Annotated in this window: 16 protein-coding genes; 6 read left to right on the top strand and 10 right to left on the bottom strand. The window is 61.7% G+C overall.

Annotation, left to right across the window (positions count from 1 at the left end; genetic code table 11):
• Positions 1-27: 27 nt before the first annotated feature.
• From AM571_RS08285 to AM571_RS08260, 6 genes are all read right to left on the bottom strand, one after another.
• The gene (locus AM571_RS08285) at positions 28-1,503 is read right to left on the bottom strand and encodes a multicopper oxidase family protein (protein WP_074060985.1); all 1,476 of its coding nucleotides are present in this window, start codon (positions 1,501-1,503) and stop codon (positions 28-30) included.
• A 109-nt stretch (positions 1,504-1,612) separates the two neighbouring features.
• Positions 1,613-1,987: a hypothetical protein gene (locus tag AM571_RS08280; RefSeq protein WP_074060984.1), complete on the bottom strand. Its 375-nt coding sequence runs from the start codon at positions 1,985-1,987 to the stop codon at positions 1,613-1,615.
• 22 nt (positions 1,988-2,009) lie between these two features.
• Positions 2,010-2,315, bottom strand: coding sequence for a hypothetical protein (locus tag AM571_RS08275; protein WP_074060983.1), 306 nt, complete (start codon positions 2,313-2,315; stop codon positions 2,010-2,012).
• A 297-nt stretch (positions 2,316-2,612) separates the two neighbouring features.
• Complete coding sequence (locus AM571_RS08270) at positions 2,613-2,918, bottom strand: hypothetical protein (protein ID WP_074060982.1); 306 nt, start codon at positions 2,916-2,918, stop codon at positions 2,613-2,615.
• 54 nt (positions 2,919-2,972) lie between these two features.
• The gene (locus tag AM571_RS08265; RefSeq protein ID WP_074060981.1) at positions 2,973-3,452 is read right to left on the bottom strand and encodes an SRPBCC family protein; all 480 of its coding nucleotides are present in this window, start codon (positions 3,450-3,452) and stop codon (positions 2,973-2,975) included.
• 3 nt (positions 3,453-3,455) lie between these two features.
• Positions 3,456-3,791 carry an ArsR/SmtB family transcription factor gene (locus tag AM571_RS08260; RefSeq protein WP_074060980.1) on the bottom strand — a complete coding sequence of 112 codons (336 nt, stop codon included), beginning with the start codon at positions 3,789-3,791 and terminating at the stop codon, positions 3,456-3,458.
• Positions 3,792-3,939: 148 nt separating this feature from the next.
• Between AM571_RS08260 and AM571_RS08255 the strand changes: the two genes are divergently transcribed.
• Positions 3,940-4,581, top strand: a complete 642-nt coding sequence (locus AM571_RS08255) for a dihydrofolate reductase family protein (RefSeq protein WP_074060979.1) — start codon at positions 3,940-3,942, stop codon at positions 4,579-4,581.
• Between the two features lie 231 nt (positions 4,582-4,812).
• On the opposite strand, the gene AM571_RS08250 is transcribed toward AM571_RS08255, so the two are convergent.
• Together AM571_RS08250 and AM571_RS08245 are read right to left on the bottom strand one after the other, a co-directional pair.
• Positions 4,813-5,061: a hypothetical protein gene (locus AM571_RS08250; RefSeq protein WP_074060978.1), complete on the bottom strand. Its 249-nt coding sequence runs from the start codon at positions 5,059-5,061 to the stop codon at positions 4,813-4,815.
• A gap of 73 nt (positions 5,062-5,134) precedes the next feature.
• Entirely contained in the window at positions 5,135-5,794 is a 660-nt protein-coding gene (locus AM571_RS08245) for a phytochelatin synthase family protein (RefSeq protein WP_074060977.1), read from the bottom strand.
• A 357-nt stretch (positions 5,795-6,151) separates the two neighbouring features.
• Here AM571_RS08245 and AM571_RS08240 point away from each other — a divergent pair, with 357 nt between their 5' ends.
• From AM571_RS08240 to AM571_RS08230, 3 genes are all read left to right on the top strand, one after another.
• Positions 6,152-6,487 carry a hypothetical protein gene (locus AM571_RS08240; protein ID WP_074060976.1) on the top strand — a complete coding sequence of 112 codons (336 nt, stop codon included), beginning with the start codon at positions 6,152-6,154 and terminating at the stop codon, positions 6,485-6,487.
• Positions 6,488-6,746: 259 nt separating this feature from the next.
• Positions 6,747-9,134 carry a phosphoketolase gene (locus AM571_RS08235; protein ID WP_074060975.1) on the top strand — a complete coding sequence of 796 codons (2,388 nt, stop codon included), beginning with the start codon at positions 6,747-6,749 and terminating at the stop codon, positions 9,132-9,134.
• Positions 9,135-9,267: 133 nt separating this feature from the next.
• Complete coding sequence (locus tag AM571_RS08230; RefSeq protein ID WP_074060974.1) at positions 9,268-9,861, top strand: carboxymuconolactone decarboxylase family protein; 594 nt, start codon at positions 9,268-9,270, stop codon at positions 9,859-9,861.
• Positions 9,862-10,083: 222 nt separating this feature from the next.
• On the opposite strand, the gene AM571_RS08225 is transcribed toward AM571_RS08230, so the two are convergent.
• Positions 10,084-10,971, bottom strand: a complete 888-nt coding sequence (locus AM571_RS08225; protein ID WP_074060973.1) for a LysR family transcriptional regulator — start codon at positions 10,969-10,971, stop codon at positions 10,084-10,086.
• Positions 10,972-11,099: 128 nt separating this feature from the next.
• Here AM571_RS08225 and AM571_RS08220 point away from each other — a divergent pair, with 128 nt between their 5' ends.
• Entirely contained in the window at positions 11,100-11,945 is an 846-nt protein-coding gene (locus AM571_RS08220) for an oxidoreductase (RefSeq protein WP_074060972.1), read from the top strand.
• A 62-nt stretch (positions 11,946-12,007) separates the two neighbouring features.
• On the opposite strand, the gene ftsZ is transcribed toward AM571_RS08220, so the two are convergent.
• Entirely contained in the window at positions 12,008-13,027 is a 1,020-nt protein-coding gene (gene ftsZ / locus AM571_RS08215; RefSeq protein WP_074060971.1) for a cell division protein FtsZ, read from the bottom strand.
• A 198-nt stretch (positions 13,028-13,225) separates the two neighbouring features.
• On the opposite strand from ftsZ, the gene AM571_RS08210 reads away from it, so the two are divergent.
• Entirely contained in the window at positions 13,226-13,444 is a 219-nt protein-coding gene (locus tag AM571_RS08210; protein WP_074060970.1) for a hypothetical protein, read from the top strand.
• The last annotated feature ends 70 nt before the right edge of the window (positions 13,445-13,514 follow it).

Here is a 13,514-nt window from a genome sequence, read left to right as displayed (position 1 = left end):
AAAGGGCTTTGCGGCTTCGAGAACGCATCAGCCGATGCCGTGATAGGTCACATAGGCCATCATGCCGGTCGCCATGTGATAGAGGTGGTGGCAGTGCAGCGGCCAGCGGCCGGGATTGTCGGCGTCGAAGGCCAGGACGACGCTCGCCATCGGCGGCAGCATGACGGTGTCTCGCACCGCGCCGACGACCGGCGCTCCGTTGATGCCGACCACCTGGAAATGATGTCCGTGCAGGTGCATCGGATGCGCCATCATCGACATGTTCCGGATCGTTACCTCGATCCGCTGGCCACGCTTCACGATGAGACCGTCCGCGCCGTCGACGCCCCAGGTGTAGGCGGCCATGTCGCCCGTCAGCGAGAGTTCGAAGCGTTGGTCGACCGGCCTGGCGGCCAGGGGCCTGACAGGGCGCAGCCGCTGCTCGAGGTCAAGCCCCAGGACCGGCCCTTCCGCTTCGCCTGCAACAGGAATCCTGCGGACGTCCGCCGCAGCGGTGGCCAGGACGATTCCGGTGCGTTGAAACGCCCCCTCGCGGAGGGCAAGGACGGGAAAGGCGCCACCTTCCTTCGGCAGGTTCAGGCGGATGTCCAGACGCTGGCCCATGGCGACGGGGAAGGTCGTCCCGGCGACAGCCTCCACGTTCTGCCCGTCGACGGCGACCAGCTCTGCGGAAAGGCGGCCGGTGTCGATGGTGAAAGCGGTCGCCGTCGCGCCGTTGATGATGCGCAGGCGGACGCGGCCGCCCTTGTCGACCCTGACGATTTCGGGATCGTCGAGCGCGCGGTCGTTGGCGAGATAGGCGTCGTAGTCGATATCGTTGATGTCCATGGCCGCCATTCCCGGCATCGCCATGCCCGTCATGCCGTTGCCGGGCATCATGTGCTGCATGCCGGCCATGCCATTCATCGAACCGTGATCCATCGGCATGACGCCGGGCGCGGCATTCCCCTTCAGCTTCGCCAGCAGTTCCTCCGCTGACAGGAAAGAGAAGTCGTGCAGCAGGACGATGACGTCCTGCTCGTCCCGCTTCAGGTCGTCGGCGGTCCGCACGATCAGCGGGGCGGCCAGCAGGTTCTGCTCCTGAAGCGTGTGGGCGTGCATCCAGTGCGTACCGCCGGCGCCGACCGGAAAGGTGTAGCGGCGGGTTTCGGACGGCCGCAGCAGTGCCGCCGGATTGGCCGGCACACCGTCGGCCGCCCAGGGCGGCGTCAGACCATGCCAGTGGATCAGCGTCGGCTCGTCGATGGCGCTCGACAGAGCGACGTCGAATTCGCTTCCCGCGTCCAGCGCCAGACCCGGTCTGCCGTCCATCTGGACGAGGCCGAAGACTCGGGCGGATCTGCCCTTGACGTCGATGGTCCTGTAGCCGACCGACAAGGCGCGCGGCGCAGACGCTTTGGGGGTAGCGGGCTGAGCAAAGGCGCGCATGGGGGTTAGGATGGTCGATGTGCCGAGCAAGGCTGCGCCAACCATCAGATCGTTGAGAAATTCACGGCGTTTCATTGCAGTTGGTCCTGATTTCCGGGTCGGCTTTCCCGACCATTGGTCGTGGGCGTCCGGAGGGAGCCCGTCGAAGCAACCGGATGCCGCGACGAGGCGGCCTCCGGCATCCTCAGACCGGAAGACGAGGAGGACCGAGCGTCGGCGGAAGCGCCAGACCGCTGCCGATCTGGTCGCCCCATGCGAAGCGAAGGGACGAAGCCGTGGTTGCGGGGGCTTGTGTCCTGACCATGCCGGTCAGGACGATGCAGAAGCCGCACTGGACTGTGCAGCAGCCTTTGTGGTCAGGAGTGTGAAGGCCGCCTAGAAGTGAAGCGTGGGCGTCCTTTGTCACGACAGAGGAATGCTCGAACCCTGAGTGTCCGTGGGCCGGACGTTCATGGCACTGCATCGCCTGCGCCGCGGGCGCGAAGAGAAGCGCGAATGCGACCAGGAAGGTCAGCACTGCGTTCACTAATGCGAACCTGCGGCTGTCGGCGGCGGCCATATGCGCGGCTCCGTTCCCCTGCTCAGCCGAAGCGCCGGCTGATGAAGTTGAAGATCGCAGCGATCAATGCTCCTGTATAGCCGCCGAAGATGACGCTTTGAAGGAGGCCAAGGGCCAGGCTTCGAGGATCGAAGCCCGTCAGACCGAGATAGAACTGCAGCCATGGTGTATGCTGGCCCCATTCGGGAGCGACGAGGCCAAGCAGCATGCATAGCAGGAACGAAATTGCAGCGAAGGCGGCGATCGTGGCGCCTAGTACCGGAACGGAGACATGCGCCGGACCCGCCGAAGATCTTTCGGAATGAGCATGCAGGATTGTGTTCGCCATCGAACGATCCTCGCCTGGCTGTTTGTGCCGCCACGTTGACAATTCAACAGTGAACTCGCCAGCTGCGTCCTTCTTTGACGCAAATCAAGAATGCGGAAATTTCACACAGCCTGGCACTCCCCGGCGCCATTTCGTTTCCTTGGTGTTCGGTCATCCACCGAACCCCGCGTGTGTAGCAGATGCATCATGCCCGCAGCCGGCCCAGACCGGTCATGCTACTTGTCAATTCTTGCAGCATGACGTCTACCGAGAACCGATAGGTTTCGGATCTTCGCGATGCGAATAGCCGCAGACAGTTCAAATTCCTGACCCGTCGAGTTCCTGCTCGTCATTGCCCTCCCAGGCGGAGGGCAATGACAACCGATCGAGATTGGCTGAAGGCATTGGCATCCAGCACTTCAGTTCCGTCTCTGCATATTCGATAATCCGGCCGGGCGCGGAATCCGAAGACCGCCAGGCATCTCCGCCGAACTGATCGCCATTCGACCAATAGGCGAGGTCAACGGTACCTGGCCCCTGTTCGGACGCACGGATCGTAACGAGGATGCGACTCCCGTCCCTCGGTGCGCTTCGCATATGCCGCCAGCGGTTCGGTTCGCCCATCTTTTCACTCCTGCCGTACTGCGCAATCGAATGTCGCGCGGAGAGTAGCAACGGTCAACCGTCAAGCCACGCTGCGAGGCCATCCAAAGTCTGCAGGCCATATTCGACCGCCCCGAAGCCGATGACGAACTGACGCCGCTCGCGGGTGGGATGGAGTTGGCGCATGGTCAGCACCGTCTTGCCGTCGGCCTGCTCATCGAAGGTCACCGTAACTCGGAAGCGGTCAGGGTCCTCAGGGTCAGGGGTGCCATAGTCCATGACGATCCGCTCATTCGGCACGATCTCCAGAAAGCGCATGAGGTTCGGGAAGCGCTGCTCCTTGCCTTCGAACACTCCCACCATGTCGAACCGCCAGACCCCACCCTCACGGATATCGGCCTCGTGACTTTCGATCTTCAGGCCTGCCGGACCGTACCATTCGACGAGCGCTTTCGGGTCCATCCAAGCTGCAAAAACCTTGTCGCGCGGGTGATTCAGCAACTTGACCAGCACGATTTCGCGATCGAGCGACCAGGTCTGAAACGGATCTGCCATGTCTCAAACATCCTCTTGCGTCTTGTCCAGGTACACTTCCAGGCGATCCAGCCTCTGGGTCCAGCGGAGGCGCTCTGACGCCATCCAGTCCGCCGCCTCGTCGAAGCGCGCCTGGACCAAACGGCACCAGCGGCTGCGCCCGCGCTTCTCGCTTGCTATCAGCCCGCAGTCTTCCAGCACCTTGAGATGCTGAGCGAAGGAGGGCAGCGTCATGTCGAAAGGCTCAGCCAGCACCCTGACAGGCACCTCGCCCGCAGCCAGCCGCGATACCACCGCGCGGCGGGTTGGGTCGCTGAGAGCGTGAAAGGCGAGATCGAGAGGAGTCGAGTGGTAGGGCATCGTGGCTTGTTAAGACACCTCGGGCCCAGGGTCAATAATAGAAAGGCATTTGCCTTACTATTTTGCTTTGATACAAAGGCAAGTGCCTTAGTGTCTGTGCTCGGCAGATCGGGGCGCCAGGCTGCAACCACTCGTAAGGAGAACAACAGTGGTAGTTCGTGTCGATCTCATGATCTCGCTCGATGGTTTCGCAACAACCACGGATCAGACTCCGGAAGTCCCGTTCGGCGAGGACTGGCCGCGTCTCGTCGGTGCATATGCCGCAACCCGAACGTTCCGTGAGCGTGTGCTCAAGGATACCAGCGGGGCCGGGACCATGGGCGTCGATGACAGTTACGCCAAGGAGTACTTCGAAAACGTGGGTGCCGAGATAATGGGCGCTGGCATGTTCGGGCTTCACAACTTTCCAGACGATCCGAACTGGCGTGGCTGGTGGGGCGATGAGCCACCGTTCCGGGTTCCGGTCTTCGTCCTCACCCACAAGCCAAGGCCCTCCATAGTGATGGCCGGTGGGACGACTTTTCATTTCCTTGGCACCACGCCTGCTGATGCGTTGCAGCGAGCAGTTGATGTCGCGGGCGGCAAGGATGTGCGGGTTGGGGGTGGTCCTACCGTCGTTCGCGACTTCCTCAAGGCAGGACTTGTCGATCGCCTCCACGTCGCCATCACTCCGATTTTACTCGGACGTGGCATCCGCCTCTGGGACGATATGCGTGGCCTCGAAATCGGCTATACAGTTAAGGCAGAAGCGGCACCTAGCGGCACCATCCATCTTGCCTTCAAGCGCTAGCCACTCGCTGTGGCCTGGCGCATGGACTGTCCACAGACGGTCCATGATATCTCCTATTGGCGACGCTTCCCTGCCCTGACGCTCGTCGCCTTCGGCCGCCCATAGCGCTCATCCGCAGGAGGCGGGGCTTGAGGCTCCGCCAAGCTTCGGTCTCACTTTGCTCTTCGATTGGATCCCGGCCACTCGGGCCGATCGTTGCGCCTTCGGTCCCAAGGCGAAATGCCATACCTGTCAGTGGCTGTTGTAGAGCGGCGGCGACGCGTCTTCGGCGGCCAGATCGGGATAGAGTCTGAGCCTGATGCGTTCCAGCTCCGCCACGTTCCGCCGCTCCCGCTCCATCACCTCGCTCGTCACATTGCGCCATGGAGATCCGGCCGGCTGGTCCCATACCGTTCCGCCGGATGCAATGAACTCGCAGAACCTCCTGCCCGATCTGATGCGGCTGGTGATCTCTATGTAGTGGTTGAGACGGTGATCCACGGAAGCCTCTCAAGCTCGTCCATGCCAAACGCTCGCTCTTAAAGATGACGAGATGATGACGCCTTGGAAAACGCTATTCATCGATCAGCAACAGACCTCGCTTTCTGTCGCCGTCCATGGTGTCCATCGCAGAAAAAAGGCGCTCGCGCTCGATCAGCCAGGGCTTGAAGTTCTCGTTCACATCGAGAACGAACACCATGTCCTCGGCTTCCAGATAGCCGCCGATTGGCGAATGGTGGCCGACGCCGGCGCCAAAAATCCTCTCACGGCTGAAATTGATGATATAGCGGCGGTCGGCATCGTTGGCTCGCCTCATATGATCATGAAACGCCTCGCTCGTAAGGTCGCGAAGGACCGAAACGCTTCTTGTAGTCTGTGCCTTTGCGACTTCGGCGAGCTCATCAAGTGTCAGGCCCATGATGCAGATGCCTGTCCAGCATTTTCCGGTGCCGTCGAGGACTTCAGCTTCCGTTGTCTCCTCCTCGCCGATCGATCGGAGCACGTTCGCCACGCTTGCCGGACCACAACGCGAACCGTTCGATTGCCATGTGACTGTCGACTTGAAAGCGGCGGCGACCGGGAGTCCCCAGGCGCGGTTGATCAGATCCGGCGCCTGGGTGACCGAGGCCCGGATCTGATCAGGCGAAACAGTCGACGGGCTGATGAGGTAAAGTGCGGCTGCGGCCGACAGGCCGAGGCCGGCAATCAAACTGAAGATCCATCCGCGCTTCATTGCCGAACCTCGACATGGATGAGCACCAGACGATACTTCGAAGCAGCAGCAACAGCAACGCGATGCCACAGTCGGGCAAGGCGTGGCTTTCCAAATTCGCTGAAACTTGCCGAACGTACTTCAATTTGGGCCCGCGGTAGCCTAACATCAGGCTGTGACTCCAGTTCCCTCGGGAAGACCTCCCAACCTTGGCCCGCTCCGGCGGGCTTCTTCTTGCCTCGGCTGTCCGGCTCGCAACGGCAGTTCACAGTTGTCTCGCACTCCGGCAGCCGCCATGGTTTACGCGGGCGTGAAAGGCCCTAGATCACGAAAACGGCGGCGGTTCTTGCGGCCACTCTTCGGTGGGGAGATGCGAGCATGGATGCGGGGACAGTCCACCTGAGTTTCAATGCCGGATCATCGAGAGTGATGATCTTCGATGCCGGCACAGGCGCCGCCCGGCCGATCGGCAAGGGAACGATCGACTTCGAAGACAGCGCGCTCGTCCTTCGTCATTCGCTAGGCGACGACAGCTTCGAGCGCCCTTTTTCGGGCGACGGTGGCGAGCGGCTTGCCGAGGTCATGAAAGGCACGCCGGATCACCTGCTGGCTCGACTGCCATCACCTTTTTTTGCTTCCGCATCGCCGGCGAGATCGGCCGCGCGTCGGTGGCGTTCGGCGGCCTGGACGCGAGCGTTTTTTGCGCATCGGTGAAACCTGCCCGAGACCGGGCGCTGCGTCGCCTCTCACCTCTTTTGGATGGATCTTCATCTCGACGACGGCAGGAACAGTGCCAACATGACGGTCACCAGCGCGCCGGCCAGCAGGATCGCCACGCTCACTCCGCACGGACGGGGAGCAGATTATCGCCGGGGAGGCGCTGGCTATTCTCCGTGCGCTGATCCAGATCAAGAAACGACCCGGCCCAAGCCGATAGAGTTGAACCTGACCACGTTTCGAACAGGTGAAATCCATGGAACAGCACGCCTCGAACACTGCCCCTTCCACGCTTTCCGGCCCCGACGTCGACTTGCTCGACCGCTACTGGCGGGCCGCCAACTATCTCTCCGTCGGCCAGATCTACCTCCTGGACAACCCGCTTTTGCGCCAACCGCTGAAGCCCGAGCATATCAAGCCGCGCCTGCTTGGCCACTGGGGCACGACGCCGGGACTGAACTTCATCTATGCGCACCTCAACCGGATGATCCGAGCCCGCGACCTCGACATCATCTACATGTGCGGACCCGGTCATGGCGGGCCGGGCATGGTCGCAAACACCTATCTCGAAGGCACCTATAGCGAGATCTATCCGGATGTTTCCGAGGATGCGGACGGCATGCGCAAGCTCTTCCGTCAGTTCTCCTTTCCCGGCGGTATTCCAAGCCATGCAGCACCAGAAACGCCCGGCTCGATCCATGAAGGCGGCGAGCTCGGCTATGCCCTCGTCCACGCCTATGGCGCCGCATTCGACAATCCCGAGTTGATCGTCGCCTGTGTCGTTGGCGACGGCGAAGCCGAGACCGGCCCGCTTGCCGCCAGCTGGCATTCGAACAAGTTCCTGAACCCTGCCCGCGACGGCGCGGTGCTGCCGATCCTGCATCTCAACGGCTACAAGATCGCCAATCCCGCGATTCTCGCCCGCGCCAGCAACGAGGACCTCCGCGATCTCTTTCGGGGATATGGTTACCAGCCCTTCTTCGTCGAGGGACACGAGCCGGCCGACATGCACGGCAAGATGGCGGCCGCCTTCGACGCCGTGTTCGACCAGATCAGGGACATCCAGGCGACCGCGCGCGCAGGCAGCACGGGCCTGCCGCGCTGGCCGATGATCGTGCTGCGCAGCCCGAAAGGCTGGACGGGGCCGAAGGAAGTCGACGGCAAGAAGGTCGAGGGCTTCTGGCGCGCCCATCAGGTGCCGGTCTCAAACTGCCGCGGCGACGACGGCCACCGGAAGATCCTCGAGGACTGGATGCGCAGTTACGAGCCGGAAAAGCTGTTCGACGCGGACGGACGCCTGAAGGACGACCTGAAGGCGCTGGCGCCCGAGGGCAACCGCCGGATGGGGGCCAATCCGCATGCCAATGGCGGCCTGCAGCGCAAGGAGCTCTCTGTCCCCGATATCCACGACTACGAGATCAGTATCGAGGACCGCGGCAGCCAGGCCGTGCAGTCGACCGAGATTTTCGGTCAGTACCTGCGCGATGTGCTGAAGCTCAACGCCAAGAACGCGAATTTCCGCATCTTCGGCCCCGACGAAACGGAATCGAACCGCCTCGGCAGCGTCTTCGAGGCGACGGACCGCGTCTGGATGGAGAACATCGAGCCCTATGACCTGCATCTTTCCCGCGACGGCCGCGTCATGGAGGTCTTGAGCGAGCATCTTTGCCAGGGCTGGCTGGAAGGCTACCTCCTGACCGGCCGGCATGGCCTGTTCTCGTGCTACGAAGCTTTCATCCACATCATCGACTCGATGTTCAACCAGCACGCCAAATGGCTGAAGGTCACCCGCGAACTTGAGTGGCGAAAGCCGATATCCTCCCTCAACTACCTGCTCACCTCGCATGTCTGGCGGCAGGATCACAACGGCTTTTCCCATCAAGATCCGGGCTTCGTCGATCTCGTCGCCAACAAGAAGGCCGATACTGTCCGCATCTACCTGCCGCCGGATGCCAACACACTGCTCTGGGTCGGCGACCATTGCCTGAAGACGTACGACCGCGTCAACGTCATCGTCGCTGGCAAGCAGCCGGAGCCGCAATATCTGCCGATGGATGAGGCGATCGAGCACTGCAAGGCCGGCATCGGCATCTGGAAATGGGCCAGCAACGAGGACAACACGATCGCACCCGACGTGGTCATGGCCTGCGCCGGCGACGTTCCGACGATGGAAACGCTTGCCGCCGTCAGCCTCCTTCGCGACTTGATCCCAGATCTGAAAATGCGCGTCGTCAATGTCGTCGACCTTCTGGCGCTGCAGGCCAAGGAGCAGCATCCGCACGGGCTGGGGCACGACGAGTTCGACCGCATCTTCACAAGGGACAAACCGGTAATCTTCGCCTATCACGGCTATCCCTATCTCATCCACCGGCTCACCTACAAACGCACGAACCACGAAAACATCCACGTGCGCGGCTTCATCGAGGAAGGAACGACGACGACGCCGTTCGACATGACGGTACTGAACGAGCTCGACCGCTTCCATCTCGCCATCGAGGCCATCGAGCGCGTGCCCGGATTGAAGGAAAAGGTGCCGGATGTTCTCGACCGGCTGCATGGAAAACTCGCCGAACACCACGCCTACGTCCGGGAGTATGGCGAGGACATGCCCGAGGTCAGAAACTGGAAGTGGCCGGCCTCATGAGGCGGGCGGCGGACCCTGCAATTTGGAGCTCGGCCGAACGGCAAGGCACGCCGGCCCACACAAAGACCGTGCCGCAGATTGCCGTCCGCATTTTTCCGCCTATCCTTGATGCATCATAGAGGAGGATTACGTCATGCCCTTCATCCACACCCCCGATGCGTCCGCCAGCGACAAGACCGCGTCCATGTACGCGTCCGCCGAATCGAACTACGGCTATCTGCCAAACATGTACCGCGCCTTCGGGCACCGGCCCGAGGTGATGGAGAACTGGGGTGCCCTGCTATCGAGCATCCGCAGTCACATGAGCCCCAGGCGCTACGAACTGGTGACGCTGGCGGCGGCAAAGGAGCTCAAATCCTCGTATTGCATGCTGGCGCACGGTTCTGTGCTGTTGCGCGAGGGCTTTACCAATGACGGGCTGGCTGCCGTTGCCAACGACACGGAAAAGGCGCCGATTGATGCCGTCGAGCGCGCCGTCATGGCCTTTGCCGCCAAAGTGGTGCGCGACGCGACCTCGGTGACGCAGCAGGATGTCGACGGATTGAAAAAGCACCAGCTCACCGACGCAGAGATCTTCGACATCACCGCGGCGGCGGCGGCCCGCTGCTTCTTCTCGAAGATGCTGGATGCGCTGGGTGCGGCACCGGACCACGTCTATGCAGAACGGCTCGACCCCAGTCTGCGCAAGGCTCTCACCGTGGGCCGCCCGGTCACGGGGCTCGCCTGACGAAACCTTAAATCGCGCTATCGCTTTATCCCACTCATCTGGCTGGAGCCAGCGAGTGATCTTTCCCAGCTTCCTTGCCCGATAAGGGAAGGACGAAAATGGCATCAGGGAAACCCAAGGAAAAGGACAGCTGGCATTGGTGCGGTAAGGGTTGGCCCACGGCGCTTTCGAAGCTCGCCAGCTGACTTGACGAGGTCCAGGTCGTGCCCCGGAACGCCGGGGCTATTCCGCCTTCATCGCTTCGATCAGTGCCCTGAACCCTGCCGGCATGTGGCGGCGGCTGGGGTAGTAGAGGTAGAGCGGCTCTTCCGGCTGGCACCAGTCGTCGAGCACCTGAATGAGTTCGCCGGCCGCAATCATCTTCTCCACGCGGTCTTCCCAGACATAGGCGAGCGCCACACCGCCAAGGGCCGCCTGGGTCATCAGCTCGTGGTCGTCGAGCGAAAGCGGTCCTGCCGGGTGGAAGGTCACCGCCTGCCCGTCTTTCTCGAAAACCCATGGGTAACGTGCACCGGAGGGAAACATGTTCTGGATGCAGAGATGACGCTTCAGGTCGTGCGGTGTCACGGGCTTCGGCCGCCGCTCGAAATAAGCGCGCGAGCCGACGACCACCAAGCGCAGCCGCGCCTTGATGCGCAAGGCGATCATGCCCTCCGTCACCCGCTCCCCAAACCTTATCCCGCCGTCGAAACCCTCCTCGACAATATCGACCAGGCGGTCCGTGGCACTGATTTCGAGCTGCAGGTTCGGGTTCTTTTCGAGCAGCGGGCCTATCACCCGGCCGATCACGAAAGGCGCGATCGAATTCGGAACGTTGATCCTGACCTTGCCGAAGGGCGTGTCGCGAAAGCGATTGAGCGCATCGAGCGCTGCGGTGATCTCACCGAAGGCCGGATCGAGATGCGACTTGAGCAGTTCGCCCGCCTCCGTCAGCGAGACGCTGCGCGTCGTGCGGTTCAAAAGCCGCAGGCCGATCCTGTCCTCGAGGTTTTGAACCGCATGGCTAACGGCGGAGGCCGTCACGCCCCTCTCCTCGCCCGCCTTTCTGAAGCTCCGGTGCCGCGCAACGGCGGCAAAAGTTGCCAGTTCGGAAAGCTGGGCGGCGTGCATTGCTAAATGTCACTCATCATAGTTTCGATAATAACGAATCTTATACAGTAGCGCGTTTTCGGTCAAATTCCTCCCGTCGGCACAAAGATGCAGGCACGAAGGATCTGAGAGCTTGAAAGGAACGTGTCATGAAAGTCTGGTTCATCACTGGTGCATCCCGCGGCTTCGGCGCGCTGATGACGAAGGAAGCACTTGCAGCCGGCGATGCGGTCGTCGCCACAGCCCGAAATCCAAAGAACGTCACCGACACATTCGGCGACCACCCGAACCTTGTCGCCGCCGCCCTTGACGTCACCAATGAGGGACAAGCGGAGGAGGCCGCGGCAAAAGCCGTCGAACGCTTCGGCCGCATCGACGTACTCGCTAACAATGCGGGTTACGGCCTGCTCGGCGCCGTGGAGGAAGCAACCGCCGAGGAAGTCGAAAGACTTTACGCCACCAACGTCTTCGGCCTCCTGAAGGTCACCCGCGCCGTCCTGCCCTATATGCGCCGGCAGCGTTCGGGACACATCCTGAACTTTTCGTCGATCGGCGGTTATTTCGGCTATCCAGGCTGGGGCGTTTATGGTTCGACCAAGTTCGCCGTCGAAGGCCTGTCGGAGTCCCTGGCCGCCGAACTCGAACCCTTCGGTATCAAGGTGACGATCGTCGAGCCCGGCTTCTTCCGCACCGATTTCCTCGCCGACAACTCGCTGACGATAAGCCCGGCCTCGATTTCGGACTATATCGACACGCCGGCTGGCAAGATGCGCGATTTCGCAGCCGATGCAAACCATGCCCAGCCGGGCGATCCGACAAGGTTGGCAGCCGGCATAATCACTCTTGCGAACGCGGCAAATCCGCCGCTGCGCATGCCCTTCGGCAGCGATACTGTCGCAAAGATCGAGGAGCAGAACGCGAGCGTTTCCAAGGAACTTGCCGAATGGCGCGAACTCGCCGTCTCGACGGATTTTCAAGCAGACGCGGCCGCTTGACCGGACTGTGCCAGTAATTCGCTCCGCCTGCGGAAAAGCCGAGGGCGGAGCGAAATCGTGTCTTATTGAAGCGTGCGCGTATGGATCTGCTTTGCAACGGCATCCGGTGCAGATGTGGCGAGCTCAGCGTCGAGGCCCGTTGCGACGACGGACACGCGGAACTTACCGTCGAGATTGCGGTCAAAGATGGCGCCGACGACGATGTCGGCGTCGTCCTGGACTTCGTCGCGGATGCGGCTTGCGGCCTCGTCCACTTCGAAGAGCGTCATGTCCGAACCGCCGGAAATCGAGATCAGCACTCCCTTGGCGCCCTTCATCGAGATGTCGTCGAGCAAGGGATTGGCGATCGCCGCTTCGGCTGCCTTCAGCGCACGCTCGTCGCCGGATGACTCACCCGTTCCCATCATCGCCCGTCCCATGCCGCGCATCACCGATTTGACGTCGGCGAAGTCGAGATTGATCAGGCCTTCCTTGACGATCAGGTCGGTGATGCAGCCGACACCGGCAAAGAGCACGCGGTCGGCGGTCATGAAGGCGTCGGCGAAGGTGGTCTTCGCATCGGCGATGCGGAAAAGATTCTGGTTCGGAATAACGATCACGGTGTCGGCTGCCTGTCGCAGCGCTTCGATGCCGATATCTGCCGTCCTCAGACGCCGGTTGCCCTCGAAGGTGAAGGGCTTGGTGACGACGCCGACCGTCAGGATGCCGGCGGAGCGTGCCGCATGCGCGATCACCGGCGCAGCACCCGTGCCCGTGCCGCCACCCATGCCGGCGGTGACGAAGCACATATGCGAGCCTGCAAGGTGATCCATGATCTCGTCGATCGATTCTTCGGCGGCTGCACGGCCGACTTCCGGCAGGGATCCGGCACCGAGCCCTTCTGTCACGTGTGCGCCGAGCTGGATGCGGCGCGACGCCTTGGAGGTCGCCAGCACCTGGGCATCCGTATTGGCGGCGATGAAATCGACACCTTCCAGATTCTCGGAAATCATATTGTTGATCGCATTGCCGCCGCCGCCGCCAACGCCGATCACCGTGATCCGCGGCCGCAATCCCGAAATCCCGCTCTTGGCGTCCGTCATCATGTTCTCCTTTGATGCCATCTCTCGTCCCGCCCTCGTTGCGGCAAACCGAATCGAGTGTCAGGCTAAGCGAGCAACAAGGCAGAGGCAGGGCGAAAGAACAAGCCGTATGCGTTGTGAAAGACCCCATGGAACTTTTTTCCTGGTGGCATAGTTGCTTTGATTCATGCATAATTCGACGGGAGGAGAACTGCTGAGATGCCCTTGTCAGCCGTAAGCCAGACTATCGCCTCGCCGCGCGAGCATATTCTGACAGTCCAGGAAGCGCTGGAGCCGCTCTTTCTGGCTCTGGAGCAGGAAGTTGAGGTGAAAATCATCGCCGCTGCTATCCGCGCCGGATGGTCGGCAGAGGATGCCGTAACCGCGATCGATGAGCTCCGCCGCAATGAGCTTGTTGCGGACGTCACCTCCCATTAAGAGGCGTCAAATAGCGGTTCAGTAAGCGATAATTTCGCTCGCCATCGCGCGAGCGCGTCCTAAGTCTTGC

It is taken from the genome of Rhizobium etli 8C-3 (assembly GCF_001908375.1).
Lineage (GTDB): Bacteria > Pseudomonadota > Alphaproteobacteria > Rhizobiales > Rhizobiaceae > Rhizobium > Rhizobium etli_B.
This window is presented reverse-complemented; position numbering and strand designations above follow the sequence as displayed.